The sequence below is a fragment of the Leeuwenhoekiella sp. W20_SRS_FM14 genome, from assembly GCF_052119605.1.
Classification (GTDB): domain Bacteria; phylum Bacteroidota; class Bacteroidia; order Flavobacteriales; family Flavobacteriaceae; genus Leeuwenhoekiella.
In genome coordinates, this window is sequence record NZ_JBGQOK010000002.1 from 327,988 (window position 1) to 352,092 (window position 24,105).

Annotated in this window: 22 protein-coding genes and 1 riboswitch; of the genes, 15 read left to right on the plus strand and 7 right to left on the minus strand. The window is 37.2% G+C overall.

The genetic code is table 11. The annotated features are described in order from the left end of the window. The first annotated feature begins 251 nt into the window (after positions 1-251). The gene (locus ACEN25_RS04990; protein WP_441801941.1) at positions 252-617 is read left to right on the plus strand and encodes a CoA-binding protein; all 366 of its coding nucleotides are present in this window, start codon (positions 252-254) and stop codon (positions 615-617) included. On the opposite strand, the gene ACEN25_RS04995 is transcribed toward ACEN25_RS04990, so the two are convergent. Then, positions 588-2,033, minus strand: a complete 1,446-nt coding sequence (locus ACEN25_RS04995; RefSeq protein WP_441801942.1) for a sodium:solute symporter — start codon at positions 2,031-2,033, stop codon at positions 588-590. The genes ACEN25_RS04990 and ACEN25_RS04995 overlap by 30 nt on opposite strands. 213 nt (positions 2,034-2,246) lie before the next feature. Between ACEN25_RS04995 and ACEN25_RS05000 the strand changes: the two genes are divergently transcribed. Genes ACEN25_RS05000 through ACEN25_RS05015 form a run of 4 tightly spaced genes read left to right on the plus strand, consistent with a single transcriptional unit; the run spans position 2,247 to position 4,268 of the window. Beyond that, entirely contained in the window at positions 2,247-2,477 is a 231-nt protein-coding gene (locus ACEN25_RS05000) for a hypothetical protein (RefSeq protein WP_028374720.1), read from the plus strand. Then, on the plus strand, positions 2,478-3,047 hold the full coding sequence (locus ACEN25_RS05005) for a phosphatase PAP2 family protein (RefSeq protein WP_441801943.1): 570 nt from the start codon (positions 2,478-2,480) through the stop codon (positions 3,045-3,047). It begins immediately after the preceding gene. Position 3,048: 1 nt separating this feature from the next. Next, positions 3,049-3,993 (plus strand): NAD-dependent epimerase/dehydratase family protein, encoded by a 945-nt coding sequence (locus tag ACEN25_RS05010; RefSeq protein ID WP_441801944.1) that lies wholly within the window; start codon positions 3,049-3,051, stop codon positions 3,991-3,993. A gap of 5 nt (positions 3,994-3,998) precedes the next feature. Next, positions 3,999-4,268, plus strand: coding sequence for a hypothetical protein (locus ACEN25_RS05015; RefSeq protein WP_441801945.1), 270 nt, complete (start codon positions 3,999-4,001; stop codon positions 4,266-4,268). Positions 4,269-4,346: 78 nt separating this feature from the next. Here ACEN25_RS05015 and ACEN25_RS05020 read toward each other — a convergent pair whose 3' ends face one another. Continuing rightward, positions 4,347-5,492, minus strand: a complete 1,146-nt coding sequence (locus ACEN25_RS05020; RefSeq protein ID WP_441801946.1) for a hypothetical protein — start codon at positions 5,490-5,492, stop codon at positions 4,347-4,349. 138 nt (positions 5,493-5,630) lie between these two features. Next, positions 5,631-5,827, minus strand: a riboswitch (cobalamin riboswitch). A gap of 103 nt (positions 5,828-5,930) precedes the next feature. Here ACEN25_RS05020 and ACEN25_RS05025 point away from each other — a divergent pair. Then, complete coding sequence (locus ACEN25_RS05025) at positions 5,931-6,950, plus strand: family 43 glycosylhydrolase (RefSeq protein WP_441801947.1); 1,020 nt, start codon at positions 5,931-5,933, stop codon at positions 6,948-6,950. Between the two features lie 47 nt (positions 6,951-6,997). Here the strand turns inward: ACEN25_RS05025 and meaB are convergent, their stop codons facing one another. Then, a complete protein-coding gene (meaB, locus tag ACEN25_RS05030) occupies positions 6,998-8,032 on the minus strand; it encodes a methylmalonyl Co-A mutase-associated GTPase MeaB (RefSeq protein ID WP_441801948.1) in 1,035 nt (344 codons plus the stop codon). A 266-nt stretch (positions 8,033-8,298) separates the two neighbouring features. Here meaB and ACEN25_RS05035 point away from each other — a divergent pair, with 266 nt between their 5' ends. Next, positions 8,299-8,724, plus strand: coding sequence for an organic hydroperoxide resistance protein (locus tag ACEN25_RS05035; protein WP_441801949.1), 426 nt, complete (start codon positions 8,299-8,301; stop codon positions 8,722-8,724). Positions 8,725-8,778: 54 nt separating this feature from the next. On the opposite strand, the gene ACEN25_RS05040 is transcribed toward ACEN25_RS05035, so the two are convergent. Beyond that, entirely contained in the window at positions 8,779-9,435 is a 657-nt protein-coding gene (locus ACEN25_RS05040) for a hypothetical protein (RefSeq protein ID WP_441801950.1), read from the minus strand. 189 nt (positions 9,436-9,624) lie between these two features. Between ACEN25_RS05040 and ACEN25_RS05045 the strand changes: the two genes are divergently transcribed. From ACEN25_RS05045 to ACEN25_RS05070, 6 genes are all read left to right on the plus strand, one after another. Next, the gene (locus ACEN25_RS05045; protein ID WP_051621116.1) at positions 9,625-10,116 is read left to right on the plus strand and encodes an RNA polymerase sigma factor; all 492 of its coding nucleotides are present in this window, start codon (positions 9,625-9,627) and stop codon (positions 10,114-10,116) included. Then, positions 10,100-10,699, plus strand: coding sequence for a hypothetical protein (locus ACEN25_RS05050; RefSeq protein ID WP_441801951.1), 600 nt, complete (start codon positions 10,100-10,102; stop codon positions 10,697-10,699). Before ACEN25_RS05045 ends, ACEN25_RS05050 begins: the two co-directional genes overlap by 17 nt. 4 nt (positions 10,700-10,703) lie before the next feature. After that, positions 10,704-12,419 (plus strand): hypothetical protein, encoded by a 1,716-nt coding sequence (locus tag ACEN25_RS05055; protein ID WP_441801952.1) that lies wholly within the window; start codon positions 10,704-10,706, stop codon positions 12,417-12,419. 87 nt (positions 12,420-12,506) lie between these two features. Further along, a complete protein-coding gene (locus tag ACEN25_RS05060; RefSeq protein ID WP_441801953.1) occupies positions 12,507-13,205 on the plus strand; it encodes a peptidoglycan DD-metalloendopeptidase family protein in 699 nt (232 codons plus the stop codon). A 289-nt stretch (positions 13,206-13,494) separates the two neighbouring features. Next, positions 13,495-16,491: a SusC/RagA family TonB-linked outer membrane protein gene (locus tag ACEN25_RS05065; protein ID WP_441801954.1), complete on the plus strand. Its 2,997-nt coding sequence runs from the start codon at positions 13,495-13,497 to the stop codon at positions 16,489-16,491. 10 nt (positions 16,492-16,501) lie between these two features. After that, positions 16,502-18,103, plus strand: coding sequence for a RagB/SusD family nutrient uptake outer membrane protein (locus tag ACEN25_RS05070; protein WP_441801955.1), 1,602 nt, complete (start codon positions 16,502-16,504; stop codon positions 18,101-18,103). An 85-nt stretch (positions 18,104-18,188) separates the two neighbouring features. Here ACEN25_RS05070 and ACEN25_RS05075 read toward each other — a convergent pair whose 3' ends face one another. Then, positions 18,189-19,031, minus strand: coding sequence for an AraC family transcriptional regulator (locus tag ACEN25_RS05075; RefSeq protein WP_441801956.1), 843 nt, complete (start codon positions 19,029-19,031; stop codon positions 18,189-18,191). 365 nt (positions 19,032-19,396) lie between these two features. Between ACEN25_RS05075 and ACEN25_RS05080 the strand changes: the two genes are divergently transcribed. After that, complete coding sequence (locus tag ACEN25_RS05080; RefSeq protein WP_441801957.1) at positions 19,397-22,093, plus strand: DUF5695 domain-containing protein; 2,697 nt, start codon at positions 19,397-19,399, stop codon at positions 22,091-22,093. 28 nt (positions 22,094-22,121) lie between these two features. Here ACEN25_RS05080 and ACEN25_RS05085 read toward each other — a convergent pair whose 3' ends face one another. Continuing rightward, entirely contained in the window at positions 22,122-22,754 is a 633-nt protein-coding gene (locus tag ACEN25_RS05085; RefSeq protein ID WP_441801958.1) for a DUF1684 domain-containing protein, read from the minus strand. Continuing rightward, positions 22,744-23,625: an AraC family transcriptional regulator gene (locus ACEN25_RS05090; RefSeq protein ID WP_441801959.1), complete on the minus strand. Its 882-nt coding sequence runs from the start codon at positions 23,623-23,625 to the stop codon at positions 22,744-22,746. The genes ACEN25_RS05085 and ACEN25_RS05090 overlap by 11 nt, the downstream gene beginning before the upstream one ends. Before the next feature lie 102 nt (positions 23,626-23,727). Between ACEN25_RS05090 and ACEN25_RS05095 the strand changes: the two genes are divergently transcribed. After that, the gene (locus ACEN25_RS05095) at positions 23,728-24,075 is read left to right on the plus strand and encodes a DUF983 domain-containing protein (protein WP_441801960.1); all 348 of its coding nucleotides are present in this window, start codon (positions 23,728-23,730) and stop codon (positions 24,073-24,075) included. Positions 24,076-24,105: the final 30 nt, after the last annotated feature.

A 24,105-nucleotide genomic window follows, 5' to 3' on the forward strand; every position in this document is an offset into this window, starting at 1 on the left:
CAAAGTACTCCGTGATTAGCGGATATAGAATAGACGAACGTGTTTGAAATCTGTTACACTTAAAATCAATTTATTTTAAAAAAAGAAAACCCGGGATCGCTAAATCCCGGGTTTTCAAGTTTGAATGTTAGAAACTAACACTAACCATCAAAATAATTAATAAGCATTCAAACTTAGAAGTCGACTTCTATACCTATAGACCGCTTGAGATAGGTATTGTTACAGAGGAAGTAATCATTTAACTTTGATTTATGATAACAAAGAAAACACTGGTACTGGGCGCATCACTTAAACCCATACGATATTCGTTTTTGGCAATTAACCGCCTGGTGCAGAAAAAGCACCCCGTTGTAGCTCTGGGCTTGCGTGCAGGTGTAGTTGCCGGTGTACCTGTAGATACGGGTTTTCCTGATTACGAGGCTGTAGATACGGTAACCTTATATCTTAATGCTATAAATCAAAAGCCGTATTATGAGTACCTCATAGGTTTAAAACCCAGGCGTATCATTTTTAATCCCGGTACCGAAAACCCAGAATTTTACAGGCTTTTAGAACAGGCAAATATTGAGATCGACAATGCATGTACCTTAGTTCTTTTGAGTACGAATACTTACTAAACCTAAAAAGGTTAACAGGCCGTTGAGAATAAGAATGAAGAAGCCAAATTCAAAATCAAGATACTTCAGCGTTAGTTCGCTTATTGTATAAGCCAGAATAGGAGCGGCGACACAAACTAAGGGTACAATCTTATCTTTTACATTCCATTTTGTAAACAAACCGAACGCATACAAGCCTAATAAAGGGCCATAGGTATACCCCGCAAAAACAAAGAGTTTAGCAATCACGCTCTCATCTGCAATAATATATTTAAAACCTATAATCACCAGGATTATTAATAGGGAAGCAGCAATATGTATTCTTTTACGAATCGCGATTTGCTTTGCGGCTGTGTATTTTTTTTCAATCTCCAGAATATCTATACTAAAGGAAGTGGTAAGTGCGGTAAGGGCACTGTCTGCACTAGAATAAGCAGCAGCGATAAGTCCTAAAATAAAGCAAATCGCGATACCAAAACCTAATCCAGACTGGGTTGCAATAAACGGAAATAAATCATCTTTAGAAGCATCAATCCCGTTATTGCGGGCGTAAACGGTAAGTAAAACACCTAAAGCCAAAAAGATGAGATTTACAATTGTAAGTACGATGGTAAACCAAAACATATTTTTCTGAGCATCTTTTAGGGTTCTGCAGGTGAGGTTTTTTTGCATCATATCCTGATCAAGACCGGTCATTACAATAGCGATAAACGCACCGCTAATAAACTGCTTAAAGAAAAAGTCTTTACTCTTCCAATCCTCAAAAAAGAACATTTGAGACATATCACTTTCTGCAATAAAATTGAAAAAAGATCCCGGAGTCAACCCTAAATCTGATGATAAGAAATATATGGCAACACCCAGAGCGGTTAGCATAAAGAGGGTTTGCAGCGTATCTGTCCACACAATGGTTTTTATCCCACTTTTAAAGGTGTACAGCCAGATTAGTAAAATAGTAATGGTAACGGTCACCCAAAAGGGTACGTTCATACTGTCAAAAACCAGCAGTTGTAACACATTTGCTACCAGATATAATCTAAAACTAGCGCCAACAACGCGGCTTAATAGAAAGAAAGAAGCACCTGTTTTATAGGAGTTGATTCCAAATCGTCCCCCTAAATAGGCATAAATGGAGGTGAGGTTGAGTTTATAATAAAGCGGCAGCAACACTAAACCTATTACGGCATAACCTAAAGTGTAGCCTAAAACTACCTGAAAATAGCTAAACTGTGAGGCTTCTACCCAGCCCGGAACCGAGATAAACGTAACGCCAGATAGCGAAGCGCCTATCATCCCAAAGGCGACTAAATACCAGGGTGACTGCTTACTGGCTTTAAAAAAATCTTCGTTAGAACCTCCTTTTCCTGTAAAATAGGAAACCAGCATTAGCGTAATAAAATAGCCGGCAATGAGTAGGAGTATGGTGGTGGGTTGCATAAATTAGATGTAAAAATTGGAGCTGTAAAATTGCAAAACGAATATAAGGTATAAAACTTCAATTGGCATAATCTGAAAAATTTACAAAGTAAACTTACCTTTGCGCAAAATCAGGACGTTCCTGAGCCTGATTTTTCTTAATTAAATACAAATTCAGGTATCTAAATTCGCTGCTTTGAATGCGAATTTTTTGAAAAATAACACATTGAATTTATGGAACTTCCCAAGTTTATATTAGGTGATAATACAGATTATCCAGAATCAATATTTGTCATTCACACCGACTTTCCTCGTTTTGTTATAGACTTAAAAACAGACGATGTAGAATGGTTTGAAGATTTTGATGAGAATGATGAAGATGAACTTTCTACAGAAGCCGAAGGCTTAATTCTTAAAGCGACCGAGTTTTACGACAGAGAGGTAGCGCGTTACGAAGAAGATTAAATGAACGAATTACAGCAACTGGATCACAAGGTTTATCTTTTTCTCAACAACCTGGGAACAGAGACGTGGGATCCTTTCTGGCTTTTTATTACCAATAAATGGTGCAGCATACCGCTCTACGTTTTTTTACTGATTTTAATATATAAGAAATTTGGTGTTAAAGGGACGCTGTATACCCTGGTTACCGTAGCACTTCTGATAACTGCTACAGATCAGCTGGCAAATGTTTTTAAACACGGTTTTGAGCGTTTGCGACCCTGCCGGCAGGAAGGAGTAATGGAGCAGGCGCGTTTTATCGCAGTTAGATGTGGGAGTTTTGGATATTTTTCTGCACACGCAGCAAGCTCAATGGGTCTGGCCGTATTTGTAGGACTTTTATTAAAAGCACGTTACAAATGGGTGTTTCCCGTGTTGTTTGTTTGGGCCTTATTTATAGGGTATAGTCGTATTTATGTAGGTGTTCATTATCCCGGAGATGTTTTAACCGGTATGTTAATAGGTGGCTTGATAGGTTTAGTTATGTTCTATCTGCACCGTTTTGGCTTTGCCAGAATTTTTAAAGATAATTAGTATGAAAGCATTAGTAACCGGTGCAGCCGGTTTTATAGGTTCGCATTGTGCAGAGCGTTTAAAAGCGATGGATTTTGATGTAGTAGGAATAGATAATTTCTCGCCCTATTACAGTCCCGATCTTAAAAACAGAAATGCAAAAACACTAAAGAATGCAGGTATTCCTATTGAAATAGTTGATTTAAGAAAGCCTGAAGATTTTAAAAAATTAAACGCAGATTTTAATTATATCTTTCATTTTGCTGCTCAACCCGGTATTGCTGCGACTTCAACTTTTGAAGATTATTTGTTGAACAATCTGGTGGCGACAAAAAATCTAATGGATTTTGCTCTTACCTGCAAAGACTTAAAACTTTTTACTAATATTTCTACATCTTCAATTTATGGTCTAAGAGCAACCCTAACCGAAGATGCAGCACCAGAACCGGCCTCGCTTTACGGTGTTACAAAACTAGCGGCAGAACAACTGGTATTGTCAAAGGCCAGAGAAAATCAAATTAAGTCTTGTTCTTTACGATTGTTTTCGGTTTATGGGCCTCGAGAGCGTCCTGAGAAATTGTACACAAAGCTAATAGGTTGTGGTTTCTTTCATCAGGAATTTCCACTTTTTGAAGGTAGCGAGACTCACGTACGCAGTTTTACTTTTGTAGATGATATTATTGACGGTGTGGTAAGCGTTATTGGTAAAGAAGCGGTTGTAGACGGCGAAGTGATTAATCTGGGAACCGAGCAGGAGCACACCACTGGTGAGGGAATGGCAATCGTTGAAGAATTATTAGATACGCAGATACGTAAAGATATTGTAGGCAAACGGGGCGGAGATCAAATGTTTACTAAAGCAAATATTGATAAAGCCAGACGCTTGTTAAATTATAATCCTACTACGACTTTGAAAGATGGTTTAGCTAAGCAAATAGACTGGTATCGAAAAGAATTTGTAGCGTAAAAACTATGATGCTAACCGAAAAAGACAAAGCCTTTATCAAAATGTGGCGCGAAAAAAGAACTGCAAAATTTCAATTTTTTAGTGGAATTGTGCTGCAGATTGTTCTAATTGCCGTCACGTATAAGTTGGTTATTAATTATTTTTCCGGCGGAATATTTGATATTGAAGTATTTCTCAAATATGGTCTTTTTGGATTGATACTGGGAATTGTCGTGGCGTTCTTAAAATTCAGAACTAATGAAAAGCGCTATAAAAAGCTGAAACCAGGAGGTTAAACTCGCAAAAAAGGTAAAAATAAAACCACTGACTAAACGTGTACTCGAGTTACTACGTTGAGTCAGTGGTTTTTTTATTTATTCTAGCATAGAAAAGTCTGCGATACCGCGTATTTCGGTAGAGAGTTCACCTAAGGCACCTGCATTAACCTGAGCTCCCGTATAAATACGTATAAAGTCAATACCTCTTAGATTAACAGAATTTCCGTCTGCATCTATGGCCTGATCTATATCGAGAAGGTTTCCTTTATAAGTGGCATAATCTGCATCGTAATTATCTACATAACCCCATTCTAGCGCAGCAATATTTGTAAATCCGCTGTTAGATACTACAGGAAAGACACGAGTTCCTGTGTACGATACTTCTTCAAGTTCGGTGATAAAAAGGGGATAAAAGTTCTGGGGGTGATATGAGTTTACCACAACACTTCCTGCAGTATTGAGGCTATCTAACCACGGCACGTCTGCGTGCATTCCCGGGTTAGTATACGTTGTTGTGTAATTAGTAAGTGTTGCTGCATCGGCGTGAGCACTTCCGCGTAGCTCATAAAAGGTATCATCTGCGAGTCCGTTTCCATTAGTGTCAAAAGAAACCTGTACAATACCGGGTTCAGAAAGGCCATTAAATGCGTTACCATAAACCAGGAAATCTTTAGCGTCTGCTACATTTTCTATTGTATGATCAAAACCTACTAAAATAGAGCCTCCCCAGGCACCTAGTGAAATTGTATTTGTAGTGCTACCAACTAGTTTTTGGGCATCCTCGGGAGTACCAAAAGAACTATTAATAAATTGACCTGGAGCTGGGTTATATGCGAGTACTTGAGAAATTAACGAACTACTTTCAGAAGATTTAGGTCTGTAATACACATCATAAGGGTCGTTTACTTTAACCTGATAGGTGCGCGATATCGAATCAAGATTGGTCGTGGCTTTAAAGGTGAGTGCAAATGTTTTGGCCTGCTTAGGAATGTATTCTAAGTTTTGTAATATGCTTAGGACAGTATCTTCAGTAGTCCATTTGAATTGCACGTTTTCCGGAAGATTTAAAATTTCCTGATTCAGTTTAAGCGTGTCTCCTAAAAGGAGTTCAAGGTTGGTTTCATAGGTTGGTGTTGTAAATTCCATAGGGGTGAAAGCCGTGTCATCATCATTAGCACAGGATGCTAATAGCATAGTGATTCCTGCCAGAAAAAGTAGTTTGATTGTGTTTTTGTGTTGCATAATAAAGATATACTAATTAATAAAAGGTTACTTTTTTAGTAAATCGTACAACGGGAAATAGATATAGATAGAAGAAATACACCTTAAAATTAAGGCGCACAGAACAATCTACCCAAAGCAATAACTCCCGAAAGCTTTGATTTATAATAGATTGTGGCAGGTCTTCTGACTCATCCCTCGTTTTAACCCTTCCCATCATTGCGACAGTGGTTTTGTTAAACGATTATCCTGTACTACAGAATAGGATTTACAGCAGCGGGAACTGTTCAGGATTTACACCTGATTCCCTTTTAATACAGCATAAAAATGCTATAACCAAAAATCTGTACAACGTTAGTATATTTTAATAAGCTAACTCAATGTTTCTAGAATAAAAACAAAATATTTTATCTTAAATGTATATATTACATTTAAGTAAGTATTTATAGGTTCGTTATTATGAAGAAAAGGCTATTGTTAAGTTCTGCTATGTTTTTAGCGGTTTTGAGCTGTAAGCAGACAGATAAAGTAAAACAAACCAGTAATCAGGATAAATCTGAAGATTTAATAACTAACCCTATTGCTGAGGGCTACTACGCAGATCCTTCTATTGTTCAGGAAGCGGGTACATTTTATATTTATGCAACCAAAGACCCGTGGGGTAAAGAAGACCTCGCCGTTTTAGAGTCGACCGATTTTAAAAACTGGGAACAGAAAACCTTAAATTGGCCTACAAAAGAGGCGTGCACGAGCCCCACTTCAAACGGAAGTATGGTTTGGGCACCTTCCGTAATTAAAGCTAAAAACGGTAAGTTTTATATGTATGTGTCTGTAGGAAGTGAGGTCTGGGCAGGTGTTGCTGAATCTCCTTTAGGACCGTGGAAAAATGCCAAAGAAGATGAAAGTCCTTTAATAAAAGGAAATCTATTCCCCGAATATCATATGATAGACGCGGAAGCTTTTATAGATGATGACGGACAGGCCTATTTGTATTGGGGTTCTGGTTTGAACTGGGTTAACGGGCATTGTTTTGTTGTAAAACTGGGTGCAGATATGATCACCTTTGAAGGCGAAATTAAGGATGTTACGCCAGCCAATTATTTTGAAGCTCCTGTAATGGTTAAAAGAGATGGTGTGTATTACCTGATGTATTCAGACGGAAAGGTAATAGAAGACACCTACAAGGTGCGATATGCTACAGGAAATAATCCTTATGGGCCGTTTACTGAAGCAGAAAACAGTCCTATACTTTCTACAGAAACCGATTCTACAACCTATAGCCCCGGACATCATACTGTTTTTAATAGCAGCGGACAGGATTATATCTTGTATCACAGACATTCTGCAAACTCGCCAAACTCTGAAGACTTACTTCGGGAGTTGTGTGTAGACAGTTTAAACTTTACAAAAGATGGTTTAATAGAAAAAGTTAGACCTTCCGGGATTACAGCTTTTAAAAGTAAAGCCCTAGAAAATTAGAAATTAGAAAAGAGGTTAATTTTTGTCTTTGATTCAGAAAATAGAAATCAGACCTTTTTCAATAACTCCTGTGCAGCCTGAAACGGAGTAGTCTTTCCTTCGTTTAAAGCTTCAAGAAGTAGCGGTAGTTTTGCTTTTATTTCAGGGTCTGAGTAAAAATTATCTTTAAGGGTATTTTCTATAGTGTTTTTTAACCAGTAGGTGTTTTGCTTTTTACGGTTGGTTTCAAAATAACCGTTTTCATTTACAAGTTTAATATAATTAGAAATCGTTTCCCAGATTTCTTCTATACCTTCATTTTGCAGTGCGCTGCAACGTTTCACTTCTGGAGACCATTCACTTTCTTTAGCAGGATAAAGGTGAAGAGCTTTTGCAAATGCACTGGCAGCAAGTTTGGCTGCATTTTTATTGTCGCCATCGGCTTTATTTATAACCAGAAGATCTGCCATTTCCATTATTCCGCGTTTGATGCCTTGCAGTTCGTCACCGGCTCCTGCTAATTTTAGTAACAGGAAAAAATCGGTCATCGCGTGAACAGCGGTTTCACTTTGTCCCACGCCCACTGTCTCAATAAGAATAACCTCATATCTGGCAGCTTCACAAAGTATTATAGCTTCGCGGGTTTTGCGGGCAACTCCTCCCAGAGAATCTCCTGCAGCAGATGGTCTTATAAATGCACGTTCATTTACAGATAAGGTTTCCATTCGGGTTTTGTCACCCAAAATACTTCCGTGGCTAATGCTGCTACTAGGGTCAATTGCCAGAACGGCAATCTTTTTACCCTGTTGCGTTAGATGGTAACCTAAGGCTTCTATAAACGTACTTTTTCCAACGCCGGGAACTCCGGTTATTCCTATACGTATAGATTTATTGGCGTGGGGCAGGCATCCGGTTAATACTTCTTGAGCGATTGCCTGATGACGTGCTGCGGTACTTTCAACCAGGGTAATACTTCGGCTAAGTGCGGTTGTATTTCCTGAGCAAATTTGCGTGATAAGTTGCTGCGCATCGGGTAAATTTCGGCGTTTAGCAATTATAATATTTGCTGAAGTAGAATCGATATGATCCGTTTTTTTAGACATTCTTTAAGCAATTTTCAAAATGGAATAAAGGTAAGGGAAATGATTAAAGTAGAAATACGAAATACGAAATACGAAATACGAAATACTATTATTAAATGACCCTAATAAATACGGAGTGTTTAATCTGATCTCCTATGACAAGCGTTTTTCAAATACAATTGGAAATTAGACTCAACTTACTTTTTGTGAAATCTTTAGTAAGTTGAAGTTGATTTCTGTTTTTTGTATTGGTATCTTGAACCCTTAATCATTGAAAAATTCTAGATATGAAAGCTTTATATAAAGCAAAAGCGACTGCAAACGGTGGTCGTGACGGCAGTGTTTCATCAGATGACGGAACTTTAGATTTTAAATTGTCTGTACCTAAAGGTCTTGGTGGCGCAGGAGGAGAAGGTACAAACCCAGAGCAACTTTTTGCTGCAGGATATTCTGCTTGTTTTGGTAGTGCTTTAGCTCACGTAGCACGTGGTAAAAAAGTAGATCTTGGGGATTATACGGTTACTGCAACGGTTAAAATTGGCAAAAATGAAGAAGACATGTTTCAGCTGGCTGTAGTGCTTGACTGCTACCTACCAACCGTAGATGTAGAACAGGGTGAAGAGCTGGTAAACGAAGCTCACGAAGTATGTCCGTATTCCCGCGCAACGATGGATAATATTGATGTGACTTTAAATTTACTTTTAGATGAGTAATTTGAAGTTTATATAAAAATAAAAACCCGCGACTTGCGGGTTTTTTTATGCTTTTTAGTTGTTTGGGAAAGGAGGTGGGGGCGGTGGAGGAATATGAGTCGTGTCAATTTCTAAATAATAAGAAATTTGTAAATCATACTTTTCCTGAATTTCGGTCATCGTTTTTGTAATAAAAAGTAAGGTGTTTTTTAAATTTTCAACAGGTGTATTTCGTCTCTCCTGAGCGTAATGAACACTAATTAAGATCCTTCTTAATTTATCTTTATTAAAATAGGGTGATCTGAGTTGCTCATCTAAAGAGACTTGAACTTCTTCATTAAAGAATTTTGGTGAGATTTTAGTATTATAATTCTTCAGTAGAGAATCGTTTTGAAAATCAAAAAAATCAACCCTTCTATAACAGGCACCACCTCTACTTTTAGAGCAGTCCTTAAAAACTGCAATTTTAAAATGGGTATTGTTATGCTTAAAACTTAAAACATTTGTTTTATCGTCGCAGGAATTTTTATCCATTGCTGTGACTAGTTCTTCATACGTTTTATAATCATCGAGATTGATGTTACTATTCTCTAGATCAATTGCATTAAATCGTTCTTTATTCGGAAAATAAAAAGTTTCAACATCTTGAAATTCTTCTGTAATTTCTGGCGGATTTTCACAGGAATACAGCCCTAAAAGAACTACCATAATCAAAAAATAGAGGTGTTTCATAAAAGCCTGTTTCAGTTTTAAAATCAAATAACAGGCCATTATTCCTAGTTCTAAATTAATTAATCACAATTTTGCAACGCAGGCGAAATAGATTCGTCTTTAGAAAAGGAATTAGCAACTAACCAAACCATCATTTTGCAAATTACCGAAATACTTGAACGATGTAAACAGAACGACAGGCGGGCGCAGATGCAACTGTATAATAAATACAGCCAGGGTATGTACTACGTAGCGTTTCGGTTTTTGAAAAACTCTTTTGAAGCTGAAGAAGCGATGCAGGAGGGTTTTGTAAAAGCGTTTACAAAAATGCATCAATACAATGGAGAGGTGACTTTTGGTGCCTGGCTCAAACGTATTGTGATCAATAAGAGCATAGATATGCTTAAAGCAAAAAAGCTTGAGCTGGTAGCGATAAATGAGCAGGTTTTAGGTACCGTAGATGATGACAATGATTGGGCGGTAGAAGATGGTATTACAGTAGACCAGATTAAGGAAGCCATAGAAGAACTTCCAGAACGGTACCGGTATGCTGTTATGCTCTTCTTAATTGAAGGTTATGACCACCAGGAAATATCTGAAATATTAGAAATCACCGAAGTCGCATCGCGCACACTGGTGCACAGAGGTAAAAAGAAATTACAAGAAAAATTAAAAACAAAATATCATGGCACAGGATATTAGAGAACTTCTTAAAAATGATTTGAGCGTCCCGGCAGAAGGCTTAAAGCCGAATCATGAAGCTCGATTTAATGCTCGACTTGACGCTAATTTTGGAGCGCAGGCTAAAGCAAAAGCAGAGGGATATCTCTGGATGAAAATCGCCGCTGTATTGGTTGTACTTATTGCCGTTACCGGTTTGCTTTTAAACAATCCGTTTAGTGCTTCCATTCAGCAACAACAACCTACAGAGGCTAATTCTGTAGCGAGTGCAGAGACCACAAAGGTTCAATTAAGTGATTTCTCACCAGAGTATAAGCAAATAGAAGATCGCTATCTGGCAAGCATTCATATGGAGCTGGCGCAGCTAAATGTAAATGATGATAATAAAGCAGTTGTAGATGCTTTTATGGGACAGCTAGAAGAGCTTAATCAGGAGTATGATCGTCTTAATCGTGATCTGGTAGAAACCGGGGTTAACGATCAAAACATACAATCTCTTATAGATAATTTACAGTTTAGGCTAGACCTTTTATTAAAGCTAAAAGAAAAATTGAATGAATTACAAGAATCTCAATTTGATGAGATTAAAACTAACACCGTATAATACAATGAGACTATTTGTTCATTTATGTGTGCTTACCCTTGTAGTGAATCTTGCTTCACAAGCACAGGCACAAACAACAAACACTAAATTTAATGAGCGCTTTTCAACGCGTGCAGATGTTACAATTAATGCAGATACACAATATGCAGATGTTGTTTTTGAAAACTGGAATAAAAATGAAGTTGCGGTAGAAGCTGTTATAGAATCTGAAGATCTTTCTAAAGAAGAAATTAATGAGTTATTAAAAGGCTGGCAGGTACAAGTACAGGGCAACAGTAACGCCGTGCAAATACTAAGTAGAGGTGCACCTGCTGCAGTAAATATCGCTTTAAGTGATGTACAAATGCGGGGAGCTAATGATTTAATAGCATCATCTATGCAAATGATGCAGCCTATGATGAAGAATATGCTGAGTCCTATGCTTGAGCAGTTTTCAGGAATGAAATTACCTGCGGAATATTATAAGGGAATGAAAAATATTTCATTTGATTACAATGCATACAAGCGGGATGGGGAGAAGTATTTAGAGCAGTATAAAAAGAAGATCGAAGCTAATTTTGGTGAAGACTTTGATGCGGTGATGAAAAAATGGGAACGCAACAATCAAAAGAAAGTTGCTGCAGGACAAGGACTAGCCGGAAGTAGTCTATTAGGAATGCCAAAATCGCCATTCTCAAAGCAAATGAATTTTGATGCGGATGCCTATAAAAGAGATAAGAAAGGCTATGTATCTGCGATGAATAAAAAATATGGTACGAGTGTAAGTGTGTCACAGACCGATAAGTGGCGCTCAGATATGGAAGCCTGGGGAGCAGATTTTAATAAAGATATGAAAGCCTGGGGTGAGCGTTTTGGGAAACAGTTTGGTGGTTCTACCGAAGCTTTAGGGGCTAATTTCAGTAGAGCTTTAGAAAGTGATATGGCGGCTTTAGGACAAAATATAGGTAAAGCTATGGAAGGCTGGAGCGATAGTTTTGCAAAAAAACTTGAGCAAATGGCAGAGCAACAGGGAGGTAATCTTCAGAAAACGGTTACTCGTGATGCTAATGGTAATGTGAGCACGCAAATGACGTATAGTTTTACGGGATCTAATGTTCCCAACGTTGCTAAACCTAAAGGATCATACAAACGTAAGATTGTGGTGCGTATGCCTAATGATGCTAAATTAGATCTTAATGTACGTCACGGTAATATAAAAATTGCTGAGGCTACTAATGCTAAAGTTAATTTGTCGCACGGTGATTTTATTGCCAATACTATTTCTGGAGATAAAACATTTATAAACGTAGCATATAGTCCTGTTGATGTGGCAACCTGGGATTATGGTACACTGCAGGCGAGTTACACAAAATCCTGCGTGATAGATAAGGCTAAAAGCATCAATATAAATTCAAGAGCAAGCAGTATTGTTATAAATGAATTACAAGATGCAGCGGTTATTACCGGTAGTTTTGGAGAGTTGTCTATACCTAAGTTGGGTAAAAATTTCAAGACTCTAAATATAAGTGTCGAGAATAGTGATGTGGTACTTAATCTGCCAGATACACCTTTCCATTTTAATTTTAACGGTGTACGTAGTCGTTTAAATTATCCAAAAAGTTTAGACGCAAAAGTGATGGAAGGTTATAACAGCAGTATGGTAAATGGTTTTTACAAATCGAGAAATACAGATAGTATTATCGCCATCTCTTCAAAGTTTAGTGATATAGTTTTAAATTAGTTTAAGTTAATTAGTAAAAAGTCCGTTCCTGCCAGAACGGATTTTTTTTGTGCTTAATAATTTCAATAGAATTGTATTTTTGAGCGTATGCAAACACGAGATTTTTCAGCAGAATTAAGCAAATTAACTTCCGGTTTTACGCCGATAATTGACACCACTTATAAAGCGGAAGATTATAAATTTCTTGATCTTTCGGTAACCAACCCGGTTTTAGAGGGAGTAGATACAAGCTCTGCGGAAGCAATACAGGTTTATATAAATACTTATTTGTCTAAAGTAGGGGGTACCATCGCCTATGGCGGGTATTTAGAAAAACGTAGTATTTACGACCGAAGCCTTTATTTTAGTAATACAGATGAAGTGTTAAAGCGTAATATACATTTAGGACTTGACATCTGGTGTCCTCAAGGTACAGCGGTTTTAGTACCTGTAAAAGGTGTCGTGCATAGCTTTAAGGATAACCGCAATCACGGCGATTACGGGCCGTGTATCGTTTTAGAACATCGTCTTGAAAATCTCACATTTTACACACTTTACGGCCATTTAACTCGATCTTCTTTATCTAATTTAAGCATAGGACAAATGTTTGAGGCAGGTGAAATCCTGGCCCATCTTGGTGTACCCGAAGAAAATGGCGATTACGCTCCGCATTTACACTTTCAGATTATACGAGATATACAAGGTAATAGGGGTGATTATCCGGGAGTGTCTACGCTTCAGAATCTAGATTTCTACAAGAAAAATTGTCCCGATCCGCAATTACTTCTTAAAATCAATACGCTGTAGATTTAGATAAAATCAATTTCAGTTTCCGCAACTTCTTCAATATAAAATGACATAATAGTTTTAAAAAACTATTATTTCTTAAGGTACACTATTGTTAAAAAATTAAGATGAAAGTAGGTAACTAACCGTAAATGATGTTATTTAAGTGAAATACTGTTAAGATAGTATTAGGTTAAGCTAAGATAAAGTTAAAAAAGGATTTCGATCCCTGCTAATTTTATTCCGCAGTTAATGATTCCCTAAGGGCTTATTAATTCTCACGAAGCAACTAACCTAAACTGTCTAACAAATGAGTCAAAAATTAAATCAATTAGTAGTAGCTAAGCGTAAGGCTTATAAAAACAAAGGACATCTTCTCTTTGGTCTATTTCTACTGTGTTCTTTTATTACCCATTCACAACGTATACTTACAGGAACGGTAAAAGATGACAAAGGAGTTTTACTTCCCGGTGTAAACGTAAAGGAGAAAGGTGTTTCAAACGGTTTTATCACAGATTTTGATGGTAATTTTCAGGTAACTACCCAAAATGAGGCTGCAGTTTTAATATTCTCGTATGTAGGATTTGAAACTTTAGAAGTATCAACACAGGGTAAAACAGAATTCAATATCACCTTAAAAGAAAATCTAGAGGCTCTTTCTGAAGTCGTGGTCATAGGTTACGGTACACAAAAGCGGGCAGATGTAACCAGTGCAGTGGCTAGTGTAAAGTCTGAAGACTTTATAGAAGGTAACGTGCGTGACGCAGCCCAACTTGTACAGGGTAAAGTAGCCGGTCTTTCGGTTTCTGCACCTTCTGGAGATCCTACAGCGGGTACGCAAATACAATTAAGAGGTATTGCATCACTTAATGGCAGCAGCGCTCCTTTAATTCTTGTAGATGGTGTTCCCGGAAGTTTACAAACTGTTGCTCCCGAAGATATTGCTTCTATAGACGTTCTTAAAGATGGGTCTGCGACTGCTATTTATGGTACTCGGGGTACAAACGGTGTGATCATTATTACTACCAAAGGGGCAAATAATGATATGCAAAATACAATCGAATATACAGGTAATGTGTCCTTTCAATCTATTAGTAACAATCTCGACTTCTTAAATGCTTCAGAACTTAGAGAGAAGTATGCTGAGGGGTATACGTTTACCGGAGCTAATTTTGAAGATTTTGGTTCGGATACAGACTGGTTAGATGAGATTACTCAAAATGCTGTAAGTACTGTGCACAATGTACTTTTTAGGGGCGGAAACAAAACAACAAACCTGAGTGCTTCGGTTAATTACAGAAACCTGGAAGGAATTTTTATAAATACCAATAACAAACGCTATACCGGTCGTATAGATGTCAACCACGCGATGTTTGACAATAAATTGAAAGCCAATTTTAATGTTGTTCTCAGTGAACAGGAATTTTATACCGGTGGCGATGGTTACAGTTTTAACCCGTATGTGTATCGCCAGGCGCTAATACATAATCCTACTGAGCCCGTGCGTAACGAAGATGGTAGCTGGTTTGAAAGAGATGTATATTTATACGACAACCCGGTCGCTTACCTAAAAGAGACAGACGGTCAAAACCGTTACCGCAATACGCGATTTACTGGAAGTTTAGCTTATTCTCCCATAGAAGATTTAACCATTCAAGGTTTATATACGCGTAAAGGAAATTCAAATATACGAGGCTATTACGAGAGTAAGAATCACGTTTCTACTACAAAAAATGGTGTTGAAGGCTATGCTTCAAGAGGTACCGATGATTATGTGGGAGATTACGGGCAGATTACCTTAGACTACAAGAAAAATTTTGGTCTTCATAAAATCACTGCGCTTGCGGGTTATAACTATGAGAAAAATGTAAACGAAGGTTTTTATGCAAATAACCGCAACTTCCCATCAGATGCATATACTTACAACTATCTTGGTATTGGACAGGGGCTTCCGTTAGGTGAAGCAGGTATGGGTAGTTATAAAAACTCAGACAAGCTTATTGCATTTTTTGGTCGGTTAACTTACAACTACGATGATAAATATCTGATTATGGCAAGTTTGCGTCATGAAGGTTCGTCGCGTTTTGGCGCAGATAACAAATGGGGAAGTTTTCCGGGAGTTTCTGCAGGATGGCGTATTAATGAGGAAGAATTTATGAAAGATGCCAAGTGGGTAAACAACCTTAAATTAAGAGGAGGTTTTGGTATCACAGGTATTAATGCAGGAAGTTCGTATCAATCTTTAAGTAGCTTAAATTATAGTAACTACTTCTATTATAACGGCCGATGGTTACGCGAATTAATTCCTTCAAGAAATCCAAACCCAGATCTTAAATGGGAGAAAAAAGAAGAGTTTAATATAGGTCTTGATTTTGACCTATTTGATGGTCGCTTAAGTGGTGCATTAGATTATTACAACCGTCACACTAAAGATGCACTCTATAATTACGATGTGCCCACACCTCCCTATTTATACAGCAGTATAACAGCTAACGTTGCTGAGGTAAGCAATGTAGGTTTTGAAGCCTTACTTACTGTTTTACCGGTACAGACCGAAAACTTCAACTGGAATTCAACATTTACCTATTCTACAAATAAAAATGAGTTAGTGTCTTTATCTAATGATCAGTTTCAGACAACAAATGATTTTTTCTACACCGGTTACACGGGTGAGCCCATTCAACTTTCTACGCACATCGTACAGGTAGGAGAGAGCATCGGTAATTTCTACGGATTAAAAAGTGTAGATATTTCAGATGAGGGAATCTGGTTAGTAGAGAATGCTGATGGGGAGATTATACCTGCTACAGAATCTTCTACTGCAGACCGTCAGGTTTTAGGAAACGGGTTACCTAAACATTATTTAAGCTGGAATAATACCTTAAATTATAAAAACTGGGATTTAAATGTGAATATGCGTGGAGCTTTTGGGTTTCAGATATTAAACTTTTCAAGAATGTTTTATGAGAATCCTACCATAGGTTACAATGTTCTGGATACTGCTTTTGATGAGGTATATGGTAAAGCAGTGCTCTCTGATGTACAGCGATTTGTGAGTTATTATGTTGAAGATGGTGATTACTGGAAAATAGATAACGTGACTTTAGGATATACCGTTAATACAGATAAAAGCGACATCATTAAGCGCTTGCGGGTATTTGCGACTGGTTTAAATCTTGTAACACTTACTGGCTACAAAGGTATAGACCCTGAGGTTAACAGATCTGGCTTATCTCCGGGTAATGATGAGCGGGATAAATATCCTACCACACGCACATTTAGTTTAGGAGTGAACGTAACGTTTTAATAAAAAGACTATGAAAACTATATTTAAGCATATCGTATTAAAAAAATCATCTACAATGCCAGTTTTGGGGTTGTTTGTTTTCCTATCATTTTTAGCCTGTACAAATCTTGAAGAAGAGGTATTTTCAGAAATTACCGAAGATTCATTTGTGCCTGCAGATGAGGATATTGTAGCATTAACGGCTTCTGCCTATACACCTTTACGCTATATTATGAGCTGGCAGGGGTTGTTTGATGTGCAGGAAGAGTCTGGTGATACCTTTATAACCCCTACGCGACCTAACGGTTGGGATGACGGTGGTACGTACAAAAGAATGCATTTTCACACGTGGGATGAGACGCAATATCAACCTAGAAATACATGGCTCACTTGCTTTAGAGGTGTAAATAATATCAACAGGGTGATTTCACAGCTAGAGTCGGGCTCGCTTCCTGTAACCCAGGAGCAGGCCGCAACAGTAATTTCAGAATTGAGAGCGTTACGAGGATTGTATTATTCAATATTATTAGATACGCACGGAAATGTGCCAATACTCAAAGATTTTAGTGATGAAATTCCGCAACAAAGCACGCGGCAGGAAGTGTATGATTTTGTAGTTTCAGAACTTACTGAAGTTATTCCCGATCTTTCTGAAACCGTAGATGCTACTACCTATGGCAGATTAACGAAGTACGCCGCTATGCAAATTTTAGCTCGGGTATATTTAAATGCTGAGGTGTACACAGGTACTGCAAAATGGGCAGAATGTTTAGCGCTTTGTAATCAAATTATAGATTCTGGAGCTTATGAACTCGATACAGATTATGGTGCAATTTTTACTACTGAAAATCAAAACTCTCCTGAAATTGTTTTTGCCATTCCTTACGATCAAATCTATGCAGGAGAGTGGAATCAACACATGAAAATGTTACTGCCCAGTCACCGCGATGTTTTTAAAATGCAATCACAGCCCTGGGGAGGGAGTAGTGCAAATCCACAAATTATAAATAGTTATGAAAGTGGTGATAAACGCCTTGAAGAGACCTGGTTAGTAGGTGATCAAAAAAATGCCGATACTGGTGAGACCTTATTTACGCTGGTAAATTTTATGCCCAGTATTTATTTCTGTGAATTTGAAGAGGGGTTACGTTGCCATAAATACGACATTGCCCCGGGATCTAATAGTAGATTAAGTAACGACTTCCCTATGTTTAGATATACAGATGTTTTAATGATGAAGGCTGAAACATTATTGCGTACAAACCGGGCAGATGAGGCAGCTCTAATTGTAAGTAATGTACGAAGCAGAGCTTTTGATAATGTTGCAGATGCTATAGTTACAGGTGCAGAATTAATGGGCGATACAACGGTAGAATATGGTGTTTTAGGTGAGGACGGTAGTGTTACTGATGCCGGAGACACGACACCGATTATTTACGGCAGGTTTTTAGATGAATTAGCCTGGGAGTTTACGGCCGAAGCGCGACGTAGAACAGATATGATTCGTTTTGGAGTATACCAGACAAAAAGCTGGTATAACCACACTCCTAGGGGTAATCATACCACACTTTTTCCCATAGGATTAGAAGAGTTAAATACAAACCCTAACCTTAAACAAAATACAGGATATTAATTGGTTTATTTATCTGAATTGCTGAAGCGGACAATTTTAAAAAATTGTCCGCTTTTTTATGATCTAAATAGAAATGTTATTTGGGTTACATACTTAATCGAAACTGCGTAGGTGTCATTGCTTTGATCTCTTTAAATTTTCTATTGAAATTAGCTATATTCTGAAAACCACAACGCTCAGAAACTTCTGCAACCGGAAGTTCTTTTTCCTTGTAAAGCAGTTTACAGGCATATTCTATGCGCAACTCAATTAAAAACTGAAGAAAGGTTTTATTAGTACGTTTTTTAAAATATCTGCAAAAAGCATTCTTACTCATATTGGCTTTTTCAGCAATTGTTTCGAGTGTGATATTTTCTTTAAAATGATCTAATGTGTATTGAAAAACATCACTCATACGTTTACCTTCAACTTCTGTGTATTTTTTATGATAAACAAATGATGAAAGGGGCTTTTTTTCTGCACGTAAAATAATTTCAAGAATTTGAAGCAGATTTGCAATACGTTCAATACGGTTTTGATGTTTTAGTTTATTAAACTTTTTAAGGAGTTTGTTTTTATAGGAAGTTACTTTGATTCCGTATTCAGATTGATCGAAAAAACTGTCGATTTCAGATAAATCGGTGAGTTTAAAGAACTCGTTACCAAAAGAATTTTTAGTAAAAAAAAGTGTGTACATAATTGATAGATCTTCGGTATTGCGATCACTTCTAAACACGTGCGGAATATGCTCTCCTATTATGAGTATATCATTTTCCTGGTATTCATTTATTGTATCTCCCAAGATTAAACTTCCAGATCCTTTAACAATATAACTTATCTGTATTTCTTCATGTTCATGAAGTTTATCATAAAAAAAATGCTCCCGATCTTCTTGATAAACAAGAGCTTCTTTACCGGGTTTTGGGATTTTAAAAGGAAGAACTTTCATAGATAGGGGAATTATTAATAAGTATATTGTAGAAATTACACTTATTTATAATGCAAGTCAATACATGAGATAATATAGTATCAATATCGGTTACTTATGGCGCTAATTTTAGGTCTTTTAAGATTCGATTCTAAAAATCACAAAAGGCATAATTTTAAATGTTTTGAATACATTGATATCACATTGGCGATTTTAGTAGAAGGGATCATTATTTCCGGGTAATATACTATGTGCATCAGCTAACATCAGCACAAATAAAATCTGTAGGAATCTTTTATTTTAGGGGTGTGTTTAGAATTAATTGACATCTTATTTAAAGAAATTTCTATTTATACAACCGTAAAGCTCAATAAATCAATCTAAGAATGACGTATAAAAAAATACTACTCTCTGTTCTGCTAATTACAAGTACAACCTTACATAATATTCAGGCTCAGAACTATTGGGATAAGATCAAAGAAAAAGAATCTACTTTAGGTTTAGAAAAAGGTTTTGAAAGCTATGAGACCGCACATTTTATTTTAAAATTGGTTAAAGCTTCTCAAACAGTAGCGTCCTTAGCGCCAAAATCAAATCCCGATTTTGATTTTACACCCGGCGAGCGTTTAGAATTGCGCTCTAAAGATGGTTTGTATCAACTAGGTGATATTAATTTTAGATTACGCAATACAGATTCTCTAACGTGGCGCTCGTATTCTACAGCAGTCAAACGTAAAGCAGTGACACCTGTTAATAAAGAAGGTACATTGGCAGCAGCCAATCTTTCTGCAACGCTGGCAGACGATTTACCACTTGATGTCATACGTTATTATGCTCTTGATAAAGAAGATTTAATTCTGGGATTTGAATTTAAAAATACAACCAATTTTAATATTGAACTGGGCGCATTAGGTGTACCTATGGTATTCAACAATATTCTTGAAGGGCATTCTCTTGATGAAGCACACGCAAAAAATGTATTTTTTGATCCTTATATAGGTGAAGATGCCGGGTATCTTGAGGTTAAAAAATTAGATGGCAATGATGAGGTGCTCTTAGTATTACCTGAAGAGAATATGCCTTTTGAAGCGTACAGACCTTTACTAGACGACGAGACACCGCGCAGTATAGTTTTTGAAGGCTTTCACGAGTGGATGCCGTTAAGCAAGGCGTATGCAGATAAAGAATGGCTTGGTGTTTCACAATGGAATACCCCTACTTCCGTTGTGATTAAACCGGGCGAGACAAAAACTTTTTCTTTAAAATTTACACTTGCCCCTTCAGTTAAAGAGGTTCAGCAAACGCTTATAGCAAATAAAGTACCGGTTGCAGTAGGCATCCCGGGCTATGTGATTCCGCAGAATGTAAATGCTACATTGTTTTTAAATTATACTGCTGCAGTAACTGCTTTAGATGTTTTCCCTAAAGGATCACTTTCAATAAAAAAGAAGGAAGCCACAGCTACCGGTTATGCCACGTATGCCGTTAAAGGAGAACAGTGGGGAAGGAGCAGACTTACCATTACTTATGCAGATGGTAAACAGCAAACCGTAAATTATAAGGTTATAAAAGCGGAAGATGAGCTGGTAACTGATTTCGGTAATTTTTTATTTGATAAACAGTGGTACACAGATAAGGAAGACCTGTTCAATAGGGCTCCTTCTCTAATTTCTTACGATTATGAAACAAAGCGACAGGTTACTGAAGATTCCCGTGCATGGATTGCCGGTTTAAGTGATGAAGGTGGTGCCGGCAGTTGGTTGGGAGGGATTATGAAGCAGCTTATAAAACCAGATCAGCAACAAGTAGCAAAGCTTGAAGATTTTATACATCAAACCATCTGGGGCAAATTGCAATACGATACGGGTGAAAATAAATATGGCGTGCGTAAAAGTTTATATTATTATGAGCCCGAGAAAATGCCGGTGGGAACGTATAGCGATACCATTAATTACAAAACCTGGGCGGCATGGAGTAAGGAAGGTGCAGATGATCCCGGAAGATCCTACAACTATCCGCATGTAGTGGCTGCTTACTGGACGATGTACCGTCTGGCACGATACCACGATGGGCTGGTAACGCAACAAAACTGGGAGTGGTATTTAGACCAGGCATATGAAACTATTTTGGCTATGAGTCGTCTTGCACCGTATTATGCGCAATTTGGACAAATGGAAGGTTCGGTTTTTGTTAAAGTTTTAGACGATTTAAAACGCGAGAAACTCACAGAAAAGACAAATACGCTGGAGCTGGAAATGAGAAAAAGAGCTGAGCATTGGGAAACCCTTTCATACCCTTTTGGTAGTGAGATGCCGTGGGATTCTACCGGTCAGGAAGAGGTGTATATGTGGTCAGATTATTTTGGTTATGATGCAAAAGCAGCAGTAACATTAAATGCAATTTTAGCCTATATGCCGGTAATGCCACACTGGGCATACAATGGTAATGCACGCAGATATTGGGATTTTCTGTACGGGGGCAAATTAACACGGGTAGAACGCCAAATTCATCACTATGGTTCAGGAATGAATGCCATACCTGTATTAGATGCCTATCGTAAAAATCCCGCAGATTTACACTTACTTAAAGTAGGTTATGGAGGTTTGCTAGGTTCTGTTTCTAATATTACTGAAGATGGTTTTGGGCCTGCAGCATTTCACAGTTATCCTTCAACGTTAGAAATTGATTATTTATCTGGTGATTACGGCTCCAACTTTTTTGGATATGCTATAAATACATCCTCTTATTTAGTTAAAGATCCCGGTTTTGGGTGGTTAGCCTTTGGCGGAAACATTACCGAAACAGATGATACACTTCATCTAGAGCTAACTACGGCGGCTAAAAATGCCGTATTTATTGAGCCTTTAGGTTTGTGGATAACGCTTGATGCAGGACAGATAGAAGCAGTTACTTACACGAAAAATACACAGACTGTAGAACTGCAATTAGCAGCAAAAGATGATTTTACTCCTCAAGCATATATTCATCTTTCTGAAGGTTTTACCCTAAACTATCCTAAAGAACGGGAGGCTTATGTGATTCCTTTAAAAAATAAATCAACGTCTATTTCTATCAAAAAATAGGAATTCGTTTGAGTAAAGAAAACTAGTATTATTTGTGACCTACAGGGCTCATTACACCGGCTTTAATTTCAATTTTTAAATCGTTGTTTTCAGGTGGTATGGGACAGGAATAGTTGGGACTGTAGGCACAAAACGGATTGTAGGCTTTATTAAAATCGATGATGATGGTATCGCCCTCAGGAATTCTCAAATCGATATATCTGCCGGCACCATAGGTTTCTAAACCGCTGGTATAATCTGTGATGGGCAAGAAGAGATATTCTTTATATTCAGGTATTTCGCGTAATGACTGTGATTGATAAACGGTTAATTGGTAAGGTTTTCCAAATAATTCGAATTTTGCAAGCGCATAGGTGTCGTATTTTTTTACCACGCCAGAAGAGGTTTGAAAATCTATAGTTATAGGATTTGCAATACGTTCAAATGAGGCCTTTACACGGTAGTTTTCATCAATAGGATAAAAAGTGTGCGTGGTGAATTGCTCAATTTCTTCTAAGGTAAGTGGCGATTCTTCAGGGTTTTTATATTCAGCATTTAAATCGCTTTGAAAGATCAAAATTTCTTTTTCATAATCGGTTTGTGCGTTTAGATTTCCGCAGTAAATAATTAAGAGTGCAATATAAAGTGCTGTTTTAATCATTGTAAATGTTTTAATGCGCATATAGGTTTTTAAACAATAAGGGGGTTTGATTAGTTTTCGCTTTAAAAATACGCGAGAAATAGGCATAATCTTCAAAGCCCAGAATTTCAGAGATTTCATTTAGTGAATTTGAAGTATGCACCATAAGTCGCTTTGCTTCTAGTAAGGTACGTTCACTTATTAAATCTGTTGTGGTTTTGTCAAGAATAGTTTTGATAATGCGATTGAGATGTTTTGTGGTGATATTGAGTTTCTCAGCATAAAATGAAGCCGACTTTTCTTGTCTAAAGTGAACATCTAATAATTTTTCAAACTCTTTCAATATTTGCACATAATGAGCAGAAACTGTAGTGTTTTCTTCAGGTTCTTTAGCAATATAAAGCTGTGCCAAATCTATATAGGTAAGATTTATAAGGCTTAGTATTTTTTCAGTTTTTAAAATAGCTGTTTCCAGATATGCTGCATAAATTTCTTTAAAGCGATTAACCAGTTGCGGAAGTTGCTTATGACTAAGAGTGATGGCGGGTGTATTGTTTATTGAATAATAAAACGGAAAATGCTCAAGCCGCTGCTGCGTAAAGGCCATCTCAAAAGCAGCTTGTGTATGAAAAAAAATATAGCCTTGTGGTTGCGAAGTAAATTTCCAGAAATGAGTTTGCCCAGGATTTAGAAAAAACACAGAACCCGGTACTATGGCATATTGTGTAAAATCTATTTCGTGCGTGCCCGTACCTTCGGTAAAAATAACGCACAAGTAAAAATTATGCGTATGCGGTTTGTGTACCAGTTTTTCATTAACTCGTATATGCTTTGCAAAATCGTTAGCATATAATTCTGAAGCATTAAAATTGTGGTCAAATGCTTCAATTTGTAAAACTGGAATTCGTTTCATACAATTAGTTATGTCCTAAAAGTACAAAAAAGGAGGACATCGGTATAAGTCCTAATGTGGTTTGTAAGTCTAATTTTACTTTACAAATTAACCATTTCTGTTATGAGTTTACTTGATATCCTAAAGTTTAAATGTCCTAATTGTAAAGAGGGAGCTATTTTTGAATCTAACCAACAGTTGTTTGCACTGCATATTCCTAAAATGCATACACGTTGTAAGAAATGTAATCGTAAATTTGAGATTGAATCAGGCTTTTTTATAGGTGCGATGTATGTGAGTTATGGGTTAACAGTAGCAGAATTTCTAGCTGTTTTTATTCTTTGTTATTTTGTATTTCAGACTTCATTATTAACCGCTTTTCTTTTTGTTGTGGGTGTTATTTTACTTACCAGTACGCTAAATTTTAAACTTGCACGTACGCTGTGGATTTATATGTTTTACTCAAAATAGGGAGTACACTTAGTATCACAGGCAGTGCTA

What these genes read in the sequence shown, in the direction of transcription:
- ACEN25_RS04990 (WP_441801941.1), top strand. Translation starts at nt 252, where the DNA reads ATGATAACAAAGAAAACACTGGTACTGGGCGCATCACTTAAACCCATA.
- ACEN25_RS04995 (WP_441801942.1), bottom strand. Translation starts at nt 2,033, where the DNA reads ATGCAACCCACCACCATACTCCTACTCATTGCCGGCTATTTTATTACG.
- ACEN25_RS05000 (WP_028374720.1), top strand. Translation starts at nt 2,247, where the DNA reads ATGGAACTTCCCAAGTTTATATTAGGTGATAATACAGATTATCCAGAA.
- ACEN25_RS05005 (WP_441801943.1), top strand. Translation starts at nt 2,478, where the DNA reads ATGAACGAATTACAGCAACTGGATCACAAGGTTTATCTTTTTCTCAAC.
- ACEN25_RS05010 (WP_441801944.1), top strand. Translation starts at nt 3,049, where the DNA reads ATGAAAGCATTAGTAACCGGTGCAGCCGGTTTTATAGGTTCGCATTGT.
- ACEN25_RS05015 (WP_441801945.1), top strand. Translation starts at nt 3,999, where the DNA reads ATGATGCTAACCGAAAAAGACAAAGCCTTTATCAAAATGTGGCGCGAA.
- ACEN25_RS05020 (WP_441801946.1), bottom strand. Translation starts at nt 5,492, where the DNA reads ATGCAACACAAAAACACAATCAAACTACTTTTTCTGGCAGGAATCACT.
- ACEN25_RS05025 (WP_441801947.1), top strand. Translation starts at nt 5,931, where the DNA reads ATGAAGAAAAGGCTATTGTTAAGTTCTGCTATGTTTTTAGCGGTTTTG.
- meaB (WP_441801948.1), bottom strand. Translation starts at nt 8,032, where the DNA reads ATGTCTAAAAAAACGGATCATATCGATTCTACTTCAGCAAATATTATA.
- ACEN25_RS05035 (WP_441801949.1), top strand. Translation starts at nt 8,299, where the DNA reads ATGAAAGCTTTATATAAAGCAAAAGCGACTGCAAACGGTGGTCGTGAC.
- ACEN25_RS05040 (WP_441801950.1), bottom strand. Translation starts at nt 9,435, where the DNA reads ATGAAACACCTCTATTTTTTGATTATGGTAGTTCTTTTAGGGCTGTAT.
- ACEN25_RS05045 (WP_051621116.1), top strand. Translation starts at nt 9,625, where the DNA reads ATGCAACTGTATAATAAATACAGCCAGGGTATGTACTACGTAGCGTTT.
- ACEN25_RS05050 (WP_441801951.1), top strand. Translation starts at nt 10,100, where the DNA reads ATGGCACAGGATATTAGAGAACTTCTTAAAAATGATTTGAGCGTCCCG.
- ACEN25_RS05055 (WP_441801952.1), top strand. Translation starts at nt 10,704, where the DNA reads ATGAGACTATTTGTTCATTTATGTGTGCTTACCCTTGTAGTGAATCTT.
- ACEN25_RS05060 (WP_441801953.1), top strand. Translation starts at nt 12,507, where the DNA reads ATGCAAACACGAGATTTTTCAGCAGAATTAAGCAAATTAACTTCCGGT.
- ACEN25_RS05065 (WP_441801954.1), top strand. Translation starts at nt 13,495, where the DNA reads ATGAGTCAAAAATTAAATCAATTAGTAGTAGCTAAGCGTAAGGCTTAT.
- ACEN25_RS05070 (WP_441801955.1), top strand. Translation starts at nt 16,502, where the DNA reads ATGAAAACTATATTTAAGCATATCGTATTAAAAAAATCATCTACAATG.
- ACEN25_RS05075 (WP_441801956.1), bottom strand. Translation starts at nt 19,031, where the DNA reads ATGAAAGTTCTTCCTTTTAAAATCCCAAAACCCGGTAAAGAAGCTCTT.
- ACEN25_RS05080 (WP_441801957.1), top strand. Translation starts at nt 19,397, where the DNA reads ATGACGTATAAAAAAATACTACTCTCTGTTCTGCTAATTACAAGTACA.
- ACEN25_RS05085 (WP_441801958.1), bottom strand. Translation starts at nt 22,754, where the DNA reads ATGCGCATTAAAACATTTACAATGATTAAAACAGCACTTTATATTGCA.
- ACEN25_RS05090 (WP_441801959.1), bottom strand. Translation starts at nt 23,625, where the DNA reads ATGAAACGAATTCCAGTTTTACAAATTGAAGCATTTGACCACAATTTT.
- ACEN25_RS05095 (WP_441801960.1), top strand. Translation starts at nt 23,728, where the DNA reads ATGAGTTTACTTGATATCCTAAAGTTTAAATGTCCTAATTGTAAAGAG.